Genomic DNA, 20,420 nt, shown 5'->3' on the forward strand with positions numbered 1-20,420 from the left:
TAATCATTGTTCTACATTTTTACTATCTTTATCATCTAAAAGCATCAGCAAAAAAAATATTTTTTTTATTATACTAGCTATAAATTGTACCTTTTAATACTTTTTGATATGATAATACAAAGCTATTTTTTCTACTTAAAGGAGCATACAAATTTATGGAAACATACTTAGCAACAGAATTATTTGCTATAAATTATCTTCAAATTGTTTGGGCTCTTCTAAATAAAAAATATATTGATAAGAAACAAACGATTCTATTATCTTGCCTATTAATTCTAGTCATCATTATTAGTTTTTTTATTAGAACGCCTTATGTTTTTTTACTATTATTTGCTTTTTTTGCCTCCTCAGCACTCTTTATTGTCCAGCACACTAGCAGTTGGATATTGATGGCTCTCACTCCTTTTTTGATTAATTCATTAGTCATTATTTCTTGGCTATTTACTTATGATTTATTGAATGTTCTATTTCAATTGAATTATATCGATGCAACTCAACGACAATTTTTTGTTCCTTTTTCATTGCTTGCTCAGCAAGTATGCCTTCTTTCACTAATTTTAGTGGTTAAAAAGGTAGATAAAAAATATATGATCTCTGATTCTATTTTACATATTCGTAAAAGTTACAAGCTACAATCAATGATTGCCCTTTTTTTTCTGATTATTTTTTCTTTGCTTAAACAAATCGCCATTACCTTTTTTTACGTACAATCTTTTTTTTACCTAACATTTTTACTACTCACTTTAAACCTAATCGTTTATACTACGGCGTATCTATATAGCACGTATTATCAGGAACAATTAAAAAAAGAGGTTTTATTCGAACAATATAACCAAGAACTGGAAAAAATTACAGTCTCAGATGAATTCAGGCATGATTACCGCAATATCCTTTTGAGTTTAGTAAATTATCTTGAGCAGGGTGAAAATCAACAAGCGCTTAATTACATTGCTTCAATCACTGATTATTCGAAAGATTTTTTGGAAGAAGATTCTTATGATGATCTCAGTAATATCGATAGTCCATCCGTTCAAGGTTTCTTGATTTCTCTGATTGAACTATGCAAAAAAGAACAGGTCAAACTTCACCTTGCTATACCTGACAAGATTCAGGAAAACAACATTTCCTTTCTCTTGATCGATTTTCTTCACTGTCTATCAACCTTGTCTGATTTTGCTGTAAAAGAAACCACGAATAGCAAAGAAAAAAATTTGTATATGATTATAAAAAAAGAAATAAATGGACTATACATTCAATTAACAAATATGCCTCATCCTGAAAATAATTTAGAAAAGATGACTGAACCATTGAAAAATCAAAAAAAATACTATAAAGAAATCGGACTTAAAACAGTGATCAAAACAATTCAGCAGTATGAAAATGCTGATTTTTCCCTTCAATCCAATGAGAAGCATTTTTTAGTCCAATTTACTCTATGACTGAATATATCATCAAACAAAAGAGTTTTATTAAAGTCACTCAAAATATGAATAAACCCTATACCCTATTAATCTTCGGCAATTCCCTAAAAACCGCACAATGCATATAATGCATTGTGCGGTTTTTAGTCCGACTGCTCGAGCCTAAACAGCTTTTATCACAGCCTCTTTCCTATATTTAGACAACAATCAACTTTTGATACTTCAAAGGCGATATCCCCACCTGCTCTTTAAACACATGATGAAACGTCTTCACACTAGCAAAACCTGACTTTTCAGCCACTTCGATCATCGGAACTTTTTCATTAGCTAAAATAAATTTAGCTTGATTGACACGGTATTCCGTTAAGAAACTCATAAAGGTCGTTCCAGTATTTGCCTTAAAAAAGCGCGTAAAATAATACGAACTAAAGCCGCTGTATTTTGCAATTTCTTCCAACGTAATTGACTCTTCATAATGATTTTCCACATAAGTAAAGATTTTATCTAAATGCTCCAAATTTTCTTTATATTTTATTGTAGAGGATTTCGCTCCTTTTTTTACTTCCGTTTGCGTTTGAGGTAGCCTTCTATAAAACGTTGTGACTAGCTGAAACAACAAGCTAAACAATGCATAATTCTTTCCTTGGTTGTTATTTGTGTATTCTTCAAATAATTGCTGCAATACTTTTTTCATGTCCAACACTAAAGACTTCGACCATTTTGAACTATGTTTTTCCCCGGTTTCAAATAATTCGATCAATGAACAATCATCTGCTGATTTTAAGTTCATCTCATCAAATAAGCTCAAATCAAACTGATAAACGATCCGTTCACTATCAGGAGAAGCTAAAAAGTAGTGCGGTTCACCACTAGCGAAAAAATAAATTTCTCCTTCAGCTACATGAACGATTTCATCGCCTACACCGATATTGACTGTTCCTCGTATCGAGTAAATAATTTCGATTTCTTTATGCCAATGAGGATATACGATCGTCATGCCATCATTGATAAATGCTCGAAAAAGAATATTTTCTTCAAATTCTGGTCGTTCTAAATATACACTCATGTTCAGCCTCCTATTGTTTCTCTTACTCTTTACTTTATCAAAATTTTGATTATTTACAACTGATTATGTACAAAAAAGCAATCCCTAATAGTAGCAGATTGTCTTTTATGAAGATTTGTTTTATCTATTCATCCATGGTGTCGCTGTTTCTTTTAAAACCCGATTCAAGGATTCAATATTTTCTTTGCCAGCAGTTCTCATCCAGTGCTCGGCAGCTGCTTTTCCTTCTTTAGCAAAAGGTGCTACCCCTTCTTTCCAAGTTGCTCGACCACATAAAACACCGTTAAATGTCGAACCTGCTTCTTTTGCAAAGTACAATGTTTCTTGGAATAACTGACTACTAACACCAGCACTTAGAAAAATAAATGGAAGCTCAGTTGCTTCACTTTGTTCTTTAAATAATTGTTTCGCCATTTCCTTTGAATAACAAGATTCTTCACCAAATCCTTCTACAAAGGACATATTTACAGGAACTTCCACTTTCAACACATCAACATTGTATCGCGGTTTACTGAATTCTTTCATCATTTCAATGACTTTGTGCGGCTTGATTTTGGCATATTCTTTACTTGCTCCATCCGTGATCTGTGCATCATAAGACACTAATTCTAAGAAAAATGGCAACCCTTCAGCAACACATTCTGAACCGATTCGTTCCATAAAAACGTGTTTTTGTTCATTGATCGCCTTACTTTCGTCCACATCATAATACAGCAAAAATTTTACTGCATCAGCACCGGCTTCTTTTAAACGTTTAACGGACCAATCATTTAAAAGATCAGGCAAACGTCCTGGTTCACTAGCATCATATCCAGTTTTTTCGTACGCTACTAATAATCCTGCCTGTTGATCTCTGACTTTTGCTGCTGGTAATCCGTACTCAGGATCTAAAAGGATCGCTGAAGCATAGGGTGTTAATTCACGAGAGACAATTTCTTTAAAAGTGATGATCATTTCTTCATCTACTTCGTGTCCACAAGATTTTTCAATCATTTTTTTCAATGATCCTCGTTGATCGATCGCAAGTGCGGCAATGATTCCGTCTTTATTACACATTTGATTCATTGCTGTTAATTTAGATTCTGTCATTTTTTTCATCGTTAGTGCTCACTCCTCAATTAATTGTTGATTCACGTATTCAGCGATTTCTGCTGCTGATTCTAATTCTTTCAACTGTGTTTTAAAATCATCTTTCATTAATAGCCGTGCAACTTTGGATAATAATTTTAGATGGGTAGTTCCAGCTTCTTGTTCAGGAATCAATAAAGCGATGATCACTTCGGTTGGTTTGCCATCTAAACTGTCCCATTCAATTGGATTTTTCGTTTTTACAATCAGAATACTTGCTTCATTGATGGCAGAACTCTTTGCATGGGGGATAGCAAAACCATCCATCATCCCTGTACTGCCTTGCATTTCACGATCATTAAAACTTGCTAAAACATCTGCGCCATTGGTCGTAATCTGTAAATTTTGAGCGGTTTGAGCTAAAAATTGAAGGGCCGTTTCCTTTGTTCCAATTGATGTTTCAATAAAAACGTGTTGTGCGTTTAATAAATCCATTTATTTTCAACCTCTTTCTATCACTTAAACTGTTGCTTCTATCTTCTCGATTCGACGTTTTTGAATGATTCCTAGCAAAAATCCACCCACTATCGAGCCAGCTAAAATAGCCAATACCCATAGCAAACCATGTGTCACAACAGGTAATACTAAGAAGCCACCATGCGGCGCTGGCACTTGAACTTTAAACATATACGTTAAAACCGCAGCAATCGAGGAACCTAACATCATCGTTGGCAATACTCGCAAAGGATCTTTAGCCGCAAATGGAATAGCTCCTTCTGTAATATGCGTCGAGCCTAAAATAAAATTGACCAACCCAGCATTTTGTTCACTTGTGTCAAAATATTTGCGGAAAAATAGGACCGCGAACCCTGTAATCAATGGTGGTGCAATACAAGCAGCAGAAACACCTGCCATAAAGCTTGTATTTCCTTGGGCTAAAAGCGCTGTTCCTGTCACATAAGCTGCCTTATTCACTGGACCACCCATATCAAAGGCACACATACATCCAACAATGATGCCTAAAACCAAAGGACTTGAGTTTTCAAACCCAGCTAGAAAATCCATCATGCTTTCATTGATTGCGGACATTGGTCCTGCAATGCCAAACATGATCAATCCTGTGATTGCAACACCTAAAACTGGATATAAGAAAATCGCCTTTAAGCCGTCTAAAGATTTTGGTAAAACTTTAAACACTTTGATCAATCCCAGCACAACATATCCTGCCAAGAAACCAGAAACAATCCCACCTAAAAAGCCAGTCCCGCCATTACTTGCGACTAATCCACCCACAAATCCAACGACTAAACCTGGACGTTTTGCTATTCCTTCTGCAATATAAGCAGATAGAATCGGTACCATCATCCCCATTGCCAAACCGCCAATTTCTTTTAACGTCGCTGCAAATTGATTGAATTGTGTACTTTCAGGATCTGCAGAATAAATCCCCCATAAAAATGAAATAGCAATCAGTACCCCGCCACTTACCACAAAAGGCAACATATGTGAAACACCATTCATCAAGTTCTTATAAATGCTATGACCGATTCCTTTCACTTCATTTTCCTTTTCTTCTAAATCAGCTACATTGATCGGCTTCTCACCGCCAAGAATTTTTCCTTTTCCAGCAAGTGCCTCATCAATTAGCTGACTAGCTTCCTTGATCCCTTTACTAACGGGCACTTCGATGACGCGCTTTCCTGCAAAACGTTCTGCATGAACATCCTTATCCGCCGCTATAATGACTGCATCAGCTGCTTCGATTTCAGCTTTCGTCAATTCATTTTCGACACCGATTTGTCCATGCGTTTCCACTTTGATCGTGATACCTTTTGCTTTCGCTGCTTGTTCCAACGCTTCTTGTGCCATATACGTATGTGCAATTCCTGTGGGACAACCCGTTGCTGCAATCAATTGATACTTTGTCATATTAGATCTTCCCTTCTATTATCTTGATCACAATTTGTTTTTCTAACTCTTCCGTATCACTAAAATCAGTCAAACCTTTTCTAAAAGCTGTTGAACTGCCAGCTGCAATGCTTTGTTTCAACGTTTCATCCAGCGCTTCCCCTTTTAACAACCCACTAATGAAGGTTCCTAATAAGGTATCTCCTGCACAAGCTGTGTTAACGACTTTTCCTTTGGGTGAATTTCCGTAAATAATTCTGTTTTTGTCTGCATAGAAACACCCTTTACTGCCAAATGACAACAGCACTCTTTGAGCCCCATTGTTAATTAACCGTTTTAAATACGTTGGACTTTCCTCTAAAGAAATTTCTTTTTGATCGAACCAACTCGCTAATTCTTCTTCATTTGGTTTGAGTAAATAAGGCTGATAAACTAAGCAATCCATCACACTGTGGTAACTACTATCCAGCACTAAATTAAACTTCTGCTCTTGTGCGATTCGGCTGATTTCCGGCAAAATCGTTTCTGAAATTCCTTGCGGCAAGCTCCCCGACACACAAAGATAAGAACCTGATTCGATCATTGCGATCATTGTTAAAAGTTCATTGATTTTTTCCCTAGGAATCTTAGGTCCTTTATTGACTAATTTGTATTCCGTTTGTTCTTGATTGACTTGAGTGAACACATTAATTCGAGTATTTTCTGGTACATGGATAAATTGTGTGATAATCTCTTTTTCAAGCAGAAACTCTTCAATGTATCGACCTGTAAAACCGCCACTAAAACCAATTGCCGTGCTGTTTATATCTAGTTTTTTGAGTATCAGCGATACATTGACCCCTTTGCCGTTCGCTTGAATATCATCATCGATCGTTCGATTGACTACTTTTGGTTTCATTGTTTCAGTTTCGATAAATAGATCGATCGCTAAATTCATTGTACAGGTATATAGTTGAACCATTTTCCTCCCCCTTTCCTCACACTTGTATTATCGACTACTTTCTTATGTAAATGTTTTCATAATCACGGAAACCGACTGAAAAACGATACAATCTTTATTTCTCTAGGATGAAAATGGTATGATGGACAAAGGAATACATAGTAGAATGGAGGAGTCTTCAGCATGGAAAAAGCCTTAAGTGAATCAGAAAAATATTTATGGGATTTTATTGATCAGCATCTTGTTGAGATCCCTAATTATTCCATCGTCAAACTAAGTGAAAAAGCGAATGTTTCTACCGCAACGATTGTTCGTGCGATGAAAAAGAAAGGCTACGAAGGGTTTACTTCTTTCAAACATCATTTAAAAGACCAATCCAATACAACGATCAACTTTTCTGGTGTTGAAAAAATCGATGCAGAAATCAAACGAGCGATCCTAAAAAATGAACGTGAAGTTATCCGCACGATCAACATGCTTGATAGCGGAAGTATTGAAGATGCGATTCAAAAAATCAAAGCAGCACAAAAAATCGTGATTTTTGCCCGTGGTTTTTCGGAATTGATCGCCCAAGAAATGACGGTAAAATTTCAACTGTCAGGAAAATATTGTGAAATGCATGCAGATCCCAATATCATTACCAGTATGAGTAAAAAAATCACCAGTAACGATATCGTGCTATTAATTTCTTTAAATGGAGAAACGCCTGAATTAGTCACTGCTGTGAAAAATTGTTTAAAAAATGACGTTAGTACGATTACCTTAACCGCAAATTCAGGTAGTTCTTTAGCTCAGCTATCCGAAATCGTCTTCACTGGTTTTAAATCGGAAGGTTCTTATTTTCCAGAATATGAAGTTCGTTCAAGATTGCCTTTATCTATCATGGCGAGAATATTATTAGATTCTTACGCGATCCGAACAAATTGAGCTAAAAAAATAAACGACCTACACGAATAAGTGTACGTCGTTTATTTAAGATTTATTTATTTTGACCTAGTTTCATCTTTATTTCTTCAAGTGAATACGTTTTAAGCAGTCTTTTAACTTCTCCTTCAACGTTAAAAATACCAGCTTTAGTATACCCTAAGTTTTTTAATGCCACAGTTAAATAATCAAGAAACACTTCCTCTTTCATACACTTCATCCCCTTAAAAATAATTAAGCTTCTCTCAAAAAAAACAGAACCAACAAAATTCTAATTTCTATTCCGTTTGGTAAATACCCGCTTACCAAAATTATCTATTAATTGGTTTTATAACACAAGCCTATTAGCAAAAATCAAAAAATTCTGAAAAAAGTAGCGTACAGATAAGGTATACTAGAATATGAACTATCAAAGGAGGTTGTTTTAATGGATTATAAAATGACAGAAAATACCGTTTTTCCATTAGTAGAAGTAGATTTACGTAAAGGTGAAAGCATCCAATTAGAAAGTGGTGCAATGGTTTATCACAATGGTGAGATCAATCTTGAAGGAAAAATGAACAGCAATGGAAAGTCAGGGTTTGGCGGTGCGATTCGAGCATTGGGTCGTTCAATGTCTAGTGGTGAAAGTTTCTTTATCACAAAGGCAACTGGTCTAACAGATACTGCCAAAATGGCTTTAGCTCCCGCAACACCAGGTGCGATCAAAGAACTTCAAGTTGGAGCAGAACATTAGCGCTTAAATACAGGCGCATTTTTAGCTTGTGATGCTAGCGTGTCTTATAATATGAAACGTCAAAAACTTAGCGGCGCTATTTTTGGCGGTACGGGTGGGTTATTCGTAATGGAAACAGCTGGTTCAGGCTCATTGCTGATCAATAGCTATGGAGATATCGTCGAAATTCATTTAGATGGGACGAAACCATTTGTTGTGGATAACCAACACGTTGTCGCTTGGTCTGAATCATTAGATTACACGATCAAAGTGGCTTCTGGACTCTTTGGTTTCACGACTGGTGAAGGTGTGGTCAATGAATTCCACGGTACTGGAACAATCATGATTCAAACAAGAAATATCGAAGGTTTAGCTGGTCTGATCAGCCCTTTTGTTAGCTCTGGTTCATAAAATAAAAAAAGTGTGAAGACCTTTTTATAGGTTTTCACACTTTTTTATTCAATTCAATTAAAAATCAGCAAATCCTGCTTCTTTTTCTTGAGAAAATAAATGATGTTTTTCCGCAATGATTTGATCAAAAAACAGTACTTCTGATACGCCATAATAAGGAATAACATAAACGCTAGCTAAACCAAAACTAAAGAATGTGGCAAACTGCCAAAAGATAAAGGAATAAGAAAAAATCAAATACTCCAACTTGTACCCTTTCATCAGTACTTGGCTAAGTTCCATCGCTTCTTTGGGTGTTAGTTCTGGATCTTTTTTCAATAAATAATTCGTCATACCATATGATAACTGCTTGATAACACCAGGAATAACCAACAACAATGACCATAAAAAGGTGTATAATGCTACTAAGATGTTGGCAATTACCGTTCTTTTACCGTTTTCTCTAATGAATGCGACAAAGACTGTTTTAAGACTAAAAGCACGTCCTTCCACATTATCCACGGCTGCCCACTGAACTAATCCACGATACAAAATCGTAACAAGTAATACAATCATCCCAACTAAAAACCCAATAAAACCGCTAATTCCTGATCCCATAGTTGATGTCTGCGTATAAGTAATTGTCCGCTCCGTATTTTTCAACGATACTGCTGGACTATTTGCCAAAGAATCGAGATTTTTTTCATTATAGTTGTCTTTACCATAAGAATCATCTTCATAAAAACCGTCGTCATAGCCATCTGAATAACCATCATCATAGCCACTTTCATAGTCATTGTTGAAACGGTTAGATTTTTCAGAGTAATCCTCTTGCCAAGATCTATAATCATTTGATTGATCTACAACGCCCGCCGATGATTGAAAAAGCACCATTATAGAAAAAAAATAGATAAATAAAGCCGCACAAGGGATTAGTGCAATCAAACTCCAGCTTCCGTAGTGACCGTGCAGATGAGCCTGAGCTTTCTTTTTTAATTCACTTCGAATCATGTTTTCGCTCCTTTTAACGTCTTTAGACAAATTCTCTAGAGTCGTTGCTATGTATTTTATCGCTTTTTTAATTATACCTCTTAATTCATTAGCAAAACCACTCAATTCCCTTTATTATTACCGAAATTTATGAGAACTAGTGAATCAAATAGAAAAACTCACTAAAAAAATTTCAGTGAGTTTTTCTTACGGTTTTTATTATTTCCAACGAATCGGAATTTGACCATCTCCGGTATAAGAGATATTTCTTCCTTTATCTATGCGCCAGCTAAATTCCAAATATTTTTCATTCCCTGTTAAATTGTTCCATTCTAATGATTCGTTACTTGTACTATCTGAATAATACTTCATTTGGGCACCATCAAATTGTTTTGACGGTACGATTGGATCAAATAATTGATAGGATGTTGTCCCTTTTTTTAAAGTGATCGTTGCCATTCTTCCTCTAGCACTGATCCTTAATTCTTTTAATTTATCCAAGTTAGATAATGCAGAAATATCTGTTGTTAACGCTTGTGTATATACTCCAATTCTACTTTCATCATCATTTTCGAATCCATCAAACCTCAAAATAATTGTTTCCAAGTCAGTTAAATTTTTAAAACTATTTAATGTTAGTTGGTTATTCGCTTCCAACATAACTGTTTTCAATTTTTTTAATTCTCCTAACTCTCTAAAGCTGTTGAAGTTCCCGCCTTCTCCTTGAATTTGTTCTAATGCTGTCATTTGTTCGAATCCGGCAAGAGAAGAATAATCTTCAAAATCTGTGTCGAAATGGGTCATATTTTTCATGTCCACTTTTTTTAGTAATCCATACGTATTAAAAAGTGTTTCCCTTTCAAGTAAATTCTTTTCATTCGCCTCGTCCAGTTGTTCAAATAATTTATCAAATTCATCGTCAGTAATCAAGCCTTTTTCATGATCTTCACGTAGCTTGTCCACCTCAACTTGGTAACGATTGGAATAGATTTCGTTTACACCAGAAAATCCCGCCTGTCTTATTCCATAATCATTAAAATAGGAATAAGGTGACTCATACATCGCTTCTACTTCTTCAGATGTTCCAATTGATAACCCCAAACCTAACGCCAACACAATCATTGATGATTTTACTGATTTTTTCATTATTTAACTCCCCTTTAAATTAAAAACGTAATAAGCTAAATATGCTTATTTTTCAATATTAACTTTTACAAATAAAAATTACATGTATATTCATATTATCTAAAAAATGAAGGTACGTCTATACTTTTTTTACAAATTGATTGTTATATCTGAATGGAATAATTGACTAAATAGAAAATAAGATTATGTCAAGAGTCAATCTATCTAGACAGATAGACTAAAAAAATGACTGGAACTCACGTCCCAGTCATCCCCTATTTTTATTTACCAATCTATATACCTCAAAACAAGTTATTCCGGATATTGTTTTAATAAATTCGCATACTCTGGGTATTCATGTAAATTATTTTAAAGATGTTTTTTATTTTTATTTAAGAAACAATACCGCTTGATCGCAAAATAAATCCAGACGCCAATTCTAGCTAAAACAAGTACGGCAAGAAATGGTCCAGCTTCATCTGCAAGAATATCAAATATAATGAGGACATTTTTTTCAGACTTGGCTCAATGATTAACCCACCACAGTACAACCTTATTCATAAAGCCATTGTTTTATTTCGATTTGAGCTACTCCATTTTCTGCAAATATTTCAATAAAACGGCTGTCTTTTTCCGGAAAAATCCGACTAGAAAATACAGCCTCGCCATCATTAACAAAAATTTCTAACGATGACTGATCTAAAAAAACAGTTAGATGAATGACTGATTGATTATACGCAATTTTTCTAACTGTGCCATAATCAGTCGCCACTGGTTGTCCAGAATGTGTACGATCTAAGCAAAAGTATTCAGCTGCTTTATCCAATAAACAGATTGTTTCTTCTTCTTCACCAACTCTAAACGCAATCCCTGCTCGAGTTGCAGTTTCCAAATTTATTGTAATCTGGTATTCCCCAGGTTCAGAAAAAAGGGTTGTCAATCGTTGTCGGTCATTGGCTATTTCTAGATGCTGGTGATTTTCACTCGTTCGTTTTTGCTTTAATTCACGGATTGGTTTTTGCTGGATTTTTCCGTTTTTTATAGATAGTTCTCTTGGTATCGTCAAACAATTCGCCCAGCTATCCCCATCAGAGGGGTAAGTCGTATCCGGTAAGCCCATCCACCCAATCAGAATTTGCCGACCATCAGGTGCTTGAGTTGTTTGCGGTGCATAAAAATCAAAGCCTTTGTCCAACTCTTGAAAGTCTTGTGTATCAAAAACTCCTTTCTCTTCATTGAATTCACCAATAAAAACCCCTGAATGATAGATATTTTGAAAATCATTACCTTGAGGTTTTAACCCTTGTGGGGAAAGTAACAACACATCTTTTCCTTGAAGTGAAAAGTAATCGGGACATTCCCACATAAAACCAAATGATTCATGATTGGTTTTTAATTCCTGCTTAAATTCCCATTTCTTTAAATCATCTGACATATATAACAATAAGCAACCTTCTAAGGCCTCTCTTTGCGCACCGACTAACATGTAATAATGATCCCCTTTTTTGAAAACTTTAGGATCTCTAAAATTGTGTGTATATTTTTTAGGCGGTTCATTAATGATCGGTTCAGGCATTTTTTCTATTGTACCATCGCTTGAAAGTACCGCTAAGCATTGAGAAGATCGCCGTTCCCAAGCTGAATTCCGATGATTTCCCGTATAAAATAAATATAGCTGATCCTCTTTTACTAAAGTTGTTCCCGAAAAAATTCCATGTGATTCATGTCGATATTCCGGTATCAAGGCAACGCCTTCATCTTTCCACTCGATCAAATCAGTACTCGTTAAATGATACCAATGTTTCATCCCATGAACGGCACCAAATGGGAACCATTGATAAAATAAATGATACTTTCCATGATAATAGCAAAATCCATTTGGATCATTGAGTAATCCGTAATTTGGTTGAATATGGTACTTTTGCCGCCAGGTACTTTTTGCCACTTTCGCTTCTAATTGTGCTAATTCTTCATCTTTAGCATCTGTTATTGGGCGATATCGTTGTTCATTTGTCCAGCTCATTGCTCTTCTCCTAAATACTCATCATCTGACATCATCACTTCTTTTGGTACACCAAACAGATACGTCAAAACAAACGATAAGATGAAAATACAAATGCCAACAATAATATAGGTCACTAATTGATACGAGCTATAAATATACATCAATGGTGACAAAATCACTGCTAAACCGTATGAATTCGCTTGCACATTTAATAAAGACAAAACAGCTCCACCTAATGCAGAACACCCTAACATAATGCCTAACGGTTTTGTGCCATAACGAATCGTTATCCCGAATAAAGCTGGCTCACTTACTCCTAAAAGCTGTGTTACGCCCGCACTGGTTCCGATAACTTTCACATTCTTATCTTTCGCCTTCACACTGATTGCAAAACTCACCGCAGCATTAGCAAATCCATACATCGCACACAATGTAATCAATGGATTGAACCCCGTTGTTGCAAGTAAACTTGTTTCGATCATGATAAATAGATGATGCATTCCGGTCATAACCGCTAGTGGATATAAAAATCCAATCAACAAACCACCAATCCCAAAAGGTAATTTGATCAAGCCAGTAATCAAGTAAACCAAACCATTTTCGACAAAGTGCAAGATTGGGCCTAATACCAATAACCCAGTTAACAGCATAACCAAAATAACCACAAAAGGAGTAAACATCAAATCCAAAGAATTCGGCATTTTTCTACGTAGAATCTTTTCTAATTTTGCGCCTAAAAGACCAATCACTAATGCCGTCAACACACTTCCTTGGTAGCCTACGATTGGAATAAAACCAAATGCCATCAAAGGTTCAACGCCACTATTGATATCCGCCACAGAATAAGCATTCGGCAACATTGGTGACACTAACATCAACCCGATCACAAAACCTATGATCGGTGTTCCACCAAATTTCTTAAATGCCGACCAACAAATCAACGCTGGTAAAAAGGCAAATACCGTATCTGTCAATACACTTAAAAGAACCAAGACAAATTCCGGGATCTTATCTGTTGATGTTCCAAAAAAAGAAAGAACACTTTCGTTTAAAAAGACCCCTTTTAGTCCTAAAAATAACCCCGTTGCAACGATTCCTGGAATAATGGGGACAAAAATATCGGAAAGTGTCCGAATCGCGTACTTAATTGGATTACTTGGTTTTTTCATTTCTTCTAAAGACGTCTGCTTTTCTAATAATTCATTGTTGTTTTGAACCAAAGAATCATAAACTTTATTGACGATTCCCGTACCTAGAATAATCTGATATTGTCCAGCATTGAAAAAGACACCTTTTACTTGATCGATTTTTTCAATTTTTTTATCATCGATTGCTTCACGGTCTTTCACTTCTAAGCGTAAACGTGTCGCACAGTGGGTAATTCCTGTAATGTTCTCTTTCCCGACAACGTTTATGATTTCTTCCCCGATTTGTTGATAATTAATTGCCATTGTCACTCACCTCGTTGATTTTTTTAACCAAAATACTTTGATAAGGATGTAGCGCTAATTCATTTGCTTCACTTGGTAGATCATCATGAGAATTTAAAAGAATCTGAATGTTCTCTCCTTCCAGTGAAATCATTTCTTGCGTCTCACTTAAATTCGTATAACAGTAGACTTCTACTTCATTTAAAGTACGTTTATACGCAATCACATTGTCTGGTACATTTTCTAGGAAAGTAATGGTACCATTCGTTAGAACCTCACTTACTACGCCAAACTGTCTCAGTTCGATCATCTGTTTATAATGATTTAGCACCTGATTTTGCTGTGCATTTCGACTTGGATTTTCTTCTGTCATCTCTAACCATGGCGTTGTCTTTGAAAAACCGCCGTATTGACTGTCATCCCAAGGAAATGGCGTACGTGTATTATCTCGGCTACGCTGATTCACAAATGTCATCGCTTCTTCTGGTGTAAATCCTTCTTGAATCGAACGATAATAATTGTCGATACTTGAAATATCATTGAATTGATCGATCGTTTTGCGCTCAGCATTTTGCATTCCTAATTCTTGTGCTTGATAGATAAATGGCGTTCCTCTTAAAAAGAAATACAGCATCCCTATTGCTTTAGCTGCTTCATCTGTTTGATAATCAGGCTTGATAAATTTAGAGACAGCACGTGGTTGATCGTGGTTTTCAATAAAATTAGCCCCCCAACCATTCTTCTGTAATACTTCTTGCGATCGTTTTAATTTTTCTTTGAATTCCTTCGTCGTCCAATTCGTCCGTTTAAACCAATCTGAACCAGATTCAACATCGATATCAGAATAGTTAAAATCGAAAATCATTGAAAAATAGCCATCATCTCCGATAAAATCTCCGTATTCTTCATAAGGGACACCAGGCGCTTCTCCCACTGTTACACAGTTATATTTTTCAAACGTCTCTTTTTTCAGTTCATTTAAAAATATTTCAATACCTGGACGATTTCGTGTTTTACTTTTACATGAAGCCAAACCATCTACCCCGTCGGCTGGTAAACTAGCAAAGTCTTGGTCTTTTTTGATGAAAGTAATCGAATCGATCCTAAATCCTGCAATGCCTTTTTCTAACCAGCGATTGATCATCCCATACAACTCTTGGCGCAAGGCTTTATTCTCCCAGTTTAGATCAGGTTGTTTCTTATCGAATGCGTGAAAATAATACATATCTTCGTTCGGAAGTTTTTCCCAAACAGAACCGCCAAAAATCGACCGCCAATTATTGGGTTCTGTTTTTCCTTCTTTAAAAATGTAATAAGCTCGATATGGACTTTCTTTGTCTTTTAATGCGGCTTGGAACCACGGATGCTCATCTGAAGTATGATTGATAACTAAATCTAAAATCACTTTTATCCCTACTTGATTAGCCTTTTTTAGCAAATGATCAAAGTCTGCCATTGTGCCAAATTCTGGATTGATTCCTTCAAAATCAGAAATATCATACCCATTATCGACCATCGGTGAAGTAAAAATCGGGCAAATCCAAATCGTTGTGATCCCTAACTCTTTTAAATAAGGTAACTTTTCTTGAATCCCTTGAATATCACCGATTCCATCATTGTTTGAATCCTTAAAACTTTTGGGATAGATCTGATAAATCACTTCTTTTTCCCACCATTTTTTGTCTTTGTTCTCTACACTCACTATTTATTCATCCTTTCATCACTTGTGGTATCGATATCATATCATCGTAAGAATAAATCCACCTACGTGGATTTACGCTCAATTAATGATAAAATAAGTTCTTTTGTATTTACTTCATAGGTTGCGCCTTCGATCAGAGCAACCATTAATTTCGTTGCTTCGATTCCTAATGTCGTTGTTGGCTGATTGATCGTAGTTAGAGGAACGGCAATAATACTCGTACTCGGTTGATTATCGAAACCTAATACCGCCAAATCTTCTGGTACCCTTAATCCTTGCTGAAGCACTTCTTGGATGATCCCAATACCTACCTCATCACTACCACTAAACACAGCATCCGGTCTGTCATTTTTAGGTAAAGCGAGTATTTCTCTCGCTACTTTTCGGCCGTCATCCATGTTATGGACTTGTTTGAAGATCCACTTATTTTTGATCGACAAATCATGTTCAGAAAGTGCCCGTTCAAAGCCTTTGGTTCGTCGCTGCCCATGTCCGCCTATGGTTAAATTCCCGCCAGTACAATAGGCGATTTTACGGTAGCCTTTTTGAACGAGATAATTAGTCGCTTCATAGCTGATCTCTTCTTGATTGGTCGAAATGTTTGGAATCTTTGTTCCTTCAAGTTTTTCATTGCACAATACGATTGGACCATATTTCGAATAGTTTTCAATCACTTGTGAATCGCTTTCAATGGATGTCATAATCACACCAGCGACAACTTGTTGTTTTAGATACTCTAGCATTTTCAGCTCTGCTTTTGGATCATCATATGTTTGCATGATCAACAACTGATAGCCCTGTTCTTTAGCTTGCTTTTCGATTGCATCGACTAAATAAGAAAAAAATGGATTGGTGATTCTTGAAATCAACACACCGATCGTCGTACATTTTTTTGAGCGAAGTTGTGTCGCTATCGCACTCGGTGCATAGTTTAGTTCATCCATTGCTTTTTGGATTCGTTCTTTTTTATCATCAGAAATATATGGATGATGGTTTAAAAAACGAGAAACTGTCGAAACCGATAAACCAGCTTTTTTTGCAACATCTTTGATTGTGGCCATCTTTTTCTCCTTCTTATGATATCGATATCATAAATATAAAATACATTCTTATTTTTGTCAATGCTAAAATGAAAGACGAACAGATCAGCATCAATAACTTCTTACTTTAACAGCTTTTCAAAAAATCCATTTCGCCATAAAAGAAAAACAAAACAGCCAAGTGTCATCACAATAAGAACAATTTGACCCATCGTTGAAAAATGAATGCCAAAAAAGATACAAGTAAGAATTGAACCAAGGATCATAGCGGATAGTTGTTCTGATAGAAAGCCATATACCCGAATTTTCTGCTCATATGTATCTTTTTTTAGTTTATCAACCATTCTGTAATCCTCTTTAATTAATTCATCCAAAGAAACACCATAAAAATCACTTAGATTCAATAATTTTTCTATATCTGGATACGTTTTTCCCATTTCCCAATTAGAGACCGTTTGTCTAGATACATATAATTTTTGAGCAACTTCTTTTTGAGTATAACCAAGCTGTTCTCTCTTTTCTTTTAAAATTTCACCGATTGTCATTTCGATCACCTCACATTTATTATCACTTAAAAAGAGTAGAAAATCACGCAAAAAAAGCTTGCATTGTAGCAAGCAAAATAAATTAGCACCCTTAAATAGAGTATTTGAGCATTTTCAAAAATACAAAAACTACTTTCCTAAAACAATCAAATCCGATAATTTATGAAAACCATTTTTACGATAAAAATCTGCTGAAGAAAAACTGGCTTCGGTATTTAATATCAACCCATTCATTCCTAATAAAGAAATTTCATTTTCTATTTTTGCTAAGAATTCACTTCCAATTCCAGTCCCTTGTCGTTCACTTTTTATACAGAATTCGTCAATGTAATATTCGATCCCTTTTATCCAAGGCTTTTTTAAACCTAAACATAGCCCAACCAATTCACCCTCTTCTTCTGCAATGAAATTGATATAGGTGTCACTCGCCATAAAGTTTTGGATGAATTTTTCTACCTCTTCAATTGACTCATATTCATCATTCCATGGTTCTTGTGAAAATACAGAAATATAAAGTTCTGTCACTTTTTTCACATCCATGTTCTCCAAGTATCTCACTATCATTTTTATGTCCTCTTTTCTGATTTTTCTCAATCTAAAAATAAATCCCAATTTCCTTCAACAAAAATAAAATAGGAAATAACGTAAAAAATAGAGCAAATACAGAAAAGAAAAAAATCATAAAGTTTTTTCCAAATTGATTATCCACTGCTGAAAATATTTGATTGATATTAGTAGGATTATAGCGTAATTCAACCTTAGAATTAACGGGTAATCCCCTCTTTTGACCAATTGGTACTCTATGAAAATAAATTAATTGATTGATTTGAAATTCTTTTTTGTACTGTTTACCGTTGATTGTATATTCAACCAATGACACTCTACCGTAACTTGCTCCATCAGAACTTCCCACCATGTAAGTTCTATTACTAAGTACAATCCCCACAACTTTTTCTGTCGCTTTTTTATCCACACTTTTTTTTCTAAGATAAATAAGCAAAACAATCACCCATAAAACAACTGCAGGAATTGCAAAAATCAATACATCCTTCATATTTAACTCCTTAAAATCTTTATCTACGCTTTTTTAAATACTAAAATATCTCTTAACGCTTTTTCTCCATTCATATTACCAAATGTTTTCATATCAATATCTGAACAAGGAATGTCGATTGGTGTTAGAAGCTTCTGTAAACCAACTGTTTTATAGCGGACTTACGAGCAAACCATCACACAATCATATTCTTCCTACTCTCAAACATTATTGAATCATTATTTAGTATTCTCTTTAAATTCTTGCTCTGCTTGCTTTAATAATGGACGAACATACTCTTCGACTTTTGGCTCTGTGTTCATGCGCATCATAAACTGACTTGGCGTTTCAATAAATCCATTCATAAGGCTATCTTTATATTCCGTTACTAAAAATTGACTTGTCTCTTTTATTTCTTTCATATCCATTATTATTCCTACTTTCTATTTTTAATTATTCTATACATTAATTATACTCGTTTCTTGAGAATAAAAGAATAATAATTCACCTTATTTTTGTATACTCTAAAAACAATAAAACTGTCTAAGCAGCTATCTTTTACTCAGCTACTTACACAGTTTTATATTACGTTCTTATCTTTGATTTAAACTTATAACGATTGATATAATGTCTTTCCAACCAACCTTGCCCATAACCAATCGCCACACAAAGCAGCCAATACATCACGGCCACCAAAATATACATCGACATATAATCAAAGGTTCTGCCACCAACAATTTTTGCTTTTTGAAAAATATCAGGAATCGTGATCATCGCAGCCAATGAAGTGCCTTTTAACAAATCCATCGCAACATTTCCTAAAGCCGGAATCGAAATCCGAAATGCTTGCGGTAAAATAATTTTTCGCATCACTTTTCCAAACGGCAAACCTAACGCATATGCCGCATCCCATTGCCCTGCTTCCACTCCTGCGATCGATCCTCGATAGATTTCGGCGATAAACGCACTACTCGTCAAACTAAAACAAATACACGCTGCAGTTAATGCGCTTAATTGATAAGGCAAACCAAAATACAAAAGAAATAACAACACCAGTCCTGGAACACCCCGTAAAAAAGAAATATAAAACCGCACAAACCCTTTGATCAATTTCGATGGCAACATTCCTAATATAGTCAAAACAATCCCCAATACATTTCCCATCAAAAACGTCACTACGCTGATCCCAATTGTATAAGGCAACCCTGTCAGAAGAAACGGAATAGAGTCAATCATTAACTGAAAATTGATTTTCGGTATATACATCTATTCTACTGAAACACTTTCTGTCACTTTTTCTTTTGGTTCAACAGAAACATCTGTTTGAAAATACTTCTCAGAGATTTTTTTCATGGTTCCATCATCTTGCATTTCTTTTAATGCACCATCAATTTTTTTACTTAATGCAATACTATCTTTTTTCATTAAGAATCCAGTATAGTTTGCGTTAAAGTAAACGCCTTCTAAAATTTTTACTGGAATATCAGGTAACGCACCTACAGACATTTTTTGTAGATAGTAGTCGTTCAAAATAACATCTGTCCGACCATTGGCAACATCCGTCAAGTATTGATCATTTGTCGCATTGTCGTATGTTACCAATTTTGCACCATATTTTTCGGCTATTTTCATGTAATTTGTATTTGGCTCTCCTGCTGCTTTCTTGCCTTTTAAATCTTCAAGAGAAGCAATCCCAGAATCGTCACTTTTTCGAACGATCATACTGTCAAATGAATACTTGATTGGCGACGACAAGATAAATTTTTTCCCTCTGTCACCCGATAAACCGAAATCATTCGCCGCTAGATCTGATTCACCTTTATCTACTGAAGTGATTTGGCCATCGACATTGTATTCTTTAAACTCAACATCAAGATCTAAACGCTTGGCAACTTCTGTGATCACGTCTACATCATACCCCGTTAATTTATTTTCATCATTATAATAAGAAGAGGGGAATAGCGTTCCTGATGTCGCAACGGTTAACTTCTTTGAATCTTCTACTTTTTTCCAGCTGTCATCTTTTCCACCCGTCTTGTCCTTTGTTCCACCACACGCAACTAACATTAAACTTAATGCAACAATACTAAAACTAGCAAATACTTTCTTCATTTGAAC

The 20,420-nt window shown here is 35.3% G+C and carries 20 protein-coding genes and 1 pseudogene; 3 read left to right on the plus strand and 18 right to left on the minus strand.

Annotated features, from left to right (window positions below; genetic code table 11):
* The first annotated feature begins 155 nt into the window (after positions 1-155).
* Positions 156-1,439 carry a GHKL domain-containing protein gene (locus BCR21_RS12520; protein ID WP_069646785.1) on the plus strand — a complete coding sequence of 428 codons (1,284 nt, stop codon included), beginning with the start codon at positions 156-158 and terminating at the stop codon, positions 1,437-1,439.
* Between the two features lie 178 nt (positions 1,440-1,617).
* Here the strand turns inward: BCR21_RS12520 and BCR21_RS12525 are convergent, their stop codons facing one another.
* The 5 genes from BCR21_RS12525 to pfkB form a co-directional block, all read right to left on the minus strand.
* Entirely contained in the window at positions 1,618-2,487 is an 870-nt protein-coding gene (locus BCR21_RS12525) for an AraC family transcriptional regulator (protein ID WP_069646786.1), read from the minus strand.
* 120 nt (positions 2,488-2,607) lie between these two features.
* Positions 2,608-3,585, minus strand: a complete 978-nt coding sequence (gene lacD, locus BCR21_RS12530) for a tagatose-bisphosphate aldolase (protein ID WP_069646787.1) — start codon at positions 3,583-3,585, stop codon at positions 2,608-2,610.
* A 9-nt stretch (positions 3,586-3,594) separates the two neighbouring features.
* Positions 3,595-4,050, minus strand: a complete 456-nt coding sequence (locus BCR21_RS12535; protein WP_069646788.1) for a PTS sugar transporter subunit IIA — start codon at positions 4,048-4,050, stop codon at positions 3,595-3,597.
* Positions 4,051-4,074: 24 nt separating this feature from the next.
* Entirely contained in the window at positions 4,075-5,484 is a 1,410-nt protein-coding gene (locus BCR21_RS12540; RefSeq protein ID WP_069646789.1) for a PTS fructose transporter subunit IIC, read from the minus strand.
* Between the two features lies 1 nt (position 5,485).
* A complete protein-coding gene (gene pfkB / locus BCR21_RS12545) occupies positions 5,486-6,424 on the minus strand; it encodes a 1-phosphofructokinase (protein ID WP_069646790.1) in 939 nt (312 codons plus the stop codon).
* Between the two features lie 162 nt (positions 6,425-6,586).
* Between pfkB and BCR21_RS12550 the strand changes: the two genes are divergently transcribed.
* Positions 6,587-7,330, plus strand: coding sequence for a MurR/RpiR family transcriptional regulator (locus BCR21_RS12550; protein ID WP_069646791.1), 744 nt, complete (start codon positions 6,587-6,589; stop codon positions 7,328-7,330).
* A gap of 52 nt (positions 7,331-7,382) precedes the next feature.
* Here the strand turns inward: BCR21_RS12550 and BCR21_RS17040 are convergent, their stop codons facing one another.
* Positions 7,383-7,538 carry a hypothetical protein gene (locus BCR21_RS17040; RefSeq protein WP_167351789.1) on the minus strand — a complete coding sequence of 52 codons (156 nt, stop codon included), beginning with the start codon at positions 7,536-7,538 and terminating at the stop codon, positions 7,383-7,385.
* Between the two features lie 216 nt (positions 7,539-7,754).
* Here BCR21_RS17040 and BCR21_RS12555 point away from each other — a divergent pair.
* Positions 7,755-8,453 (plus strand): annotated as a pseudogene (locus BCR21_RS12555) (TIGR00266 family protein).
* Positions 8,454-8,510: 57 nt separating this feature from the next.
* Here the strand turns inward: BCR21_RS12555 and BCR21_RS12560 are convergent.
* The 12 genes from BCR21_RS12560 to BCR21_RS16870 form a co-directional block, all read right to left on the minus strand.
* A complete protein-coding gene (locus BCR21_RS12560; RefSeq protein ID WP_069646792.1) occupies positions 8,511-9,443 on the minus strand; it encodes a DUF975 family protein in 933 nt (310 codons plus the stop codon).
* A 198-nt stretch (positions 9,444-9,641) separates the two neighbouring features.
* A complete protein-coding gene (locus tag BCR21_RS12565; protein WP_069646793.1) occupies positions 9,642-10,568 on the minus strand; it encodes a hypothetical protein in 927 nt (308 codons plus the stop codon).
* Positions 10,569-11,100: 532 nt separating this feature from the next.
* Entirely contained in the window at positions 11,101-12,570 is a 1,470-nt protein-coding gene (locus BCR21_RS12570) for a glycoside hydrolase family 32 protein (RefSeq protein WP_069646794.1), read from the minus strand.
* Positions 12,567-14,003: a PTS transporter subunit EIIC gene (locus BCR21_RS12575; protein WP_069646795.1), complete on the minus strand. Its 1,437-nt coding sequence runs from the start codon at positions 14,001-14,003 to the stop codon at positions 12,567-12,569. Before BCR21_RS12575 ends, BCR21_RS12570 begins: the two co-directional genes overlap by 4 nt.
* The gene (locus BCR21_RS12580; protein WP_084013304.1) at positions 13,993-15,684 is read right to left on the minus strand and encodes an alpha-glucosidase; all 1,692 of its coding nucleotides are present in this window, start codon (positions 15,682-15,684) and stop codon (positions 13,993-13,995) included. The genes BCR21_RS12575 and BCR21_RS12580 overlap by 11 nt, the downstream gene beginning before the upstream one ends.
* A gap of 62 nt (positions 15,685-15,746) precedes the next feature.
* On the minus strand, positions 15,747-16,745 hold the full coding sequence (locus tag BCR21_RS12585) for a LacI family DNA-binding transcriptional regulator (RefSeq protein WP_069646797.1): 999 nt from the start codon (positions 16,743-16,745) through the stop codon (positions 15,747-15,749).
* Between the two features lie 101 nt (positions 16,746-16,846).
* Positions 16,847-17,269, minus strand: coding sequence for a helix-turn-helix domain-containing protein (locus BCR21_RS12590; RefSeq protein ID WP_069646798.1), 423 nt, complete (start codon positions 17,267-17,269; stop codon positions 16,847-16,849).
* Between the two features lie 129 nt (positions 17,270-17,398).
* A complete protein-coding gene (locus BCR21_RS12595) occupies positions 17,399-17,833 on the minus strand; it encodes a GNAT family N-acetyltransferase (protein ID WP_069646799.1) in 435 nt (144 codons plus the stop codon).
* 31 nt (positions 17,834-17,864) lie between these two features.
* Positions 17,865-18,323 carry a DUF3592 domain-containing protein gene (locus BCR21_RS12600; protein WP_069646800.1) on the minus strand — a complete coding sequence of 153 codons (459 nt, stop codon included), beginning with the start codon at positions 18,321-18,323 and terminating at the stop codon, positions 17,865-17,867.
* A 218-nt stretch (positions 18,324-18,541) separates the two neighbouring features.
* Positions 18,542-18,730: a hypothetical protein gene (locus BCR21_RS12605; protein WP_069646801.1), complete on the minus strand. Its 189-nt coding sequence runs from the start codon at positions 18,728-18,730 to the stop codon at positions 18,542-18,544.
* A 157-nt stretch (positions 18,731-18,887) separates the two neighbouring features.
* Positions 18,888-19,568 carry an amino acid ABC transporter permease gene (locus BCR21_RS12610; protein ID WP_069646802.1) on the minus strand — a complete coding sequence of 227 codons (681 nt, stop codon included), beginning with the start codon at positions 19,566-19,568 and terminating at the stop codon, positions 18,888-18,890.
* Positions 19,569-20,414: a transporter substrate-binding domain-containing protein gene (locus tag BCR21_RS16870; RefSeq protein WP_069646803.1), complete on the minus strand. Its 846-nt coding sequence runs from the start codon at positions 20,412-20,414 to the stop codon at positions 19,569-19,571. It abuts the gene before it with no gap.
* Positions 20,415-20,420 lie beyond the last annotated feature (6 nt).

This window comes from Enterococcus ureasiticus (genome assembly GCF_001730285.1).
GTDB classification, from domain to species: domain Bacteria; phylum Bacillota; class Bacilli; order Lactobacillales; family Enterococcaceae; genus Enterococcus_L; species Enterococcus_L ureasiticus.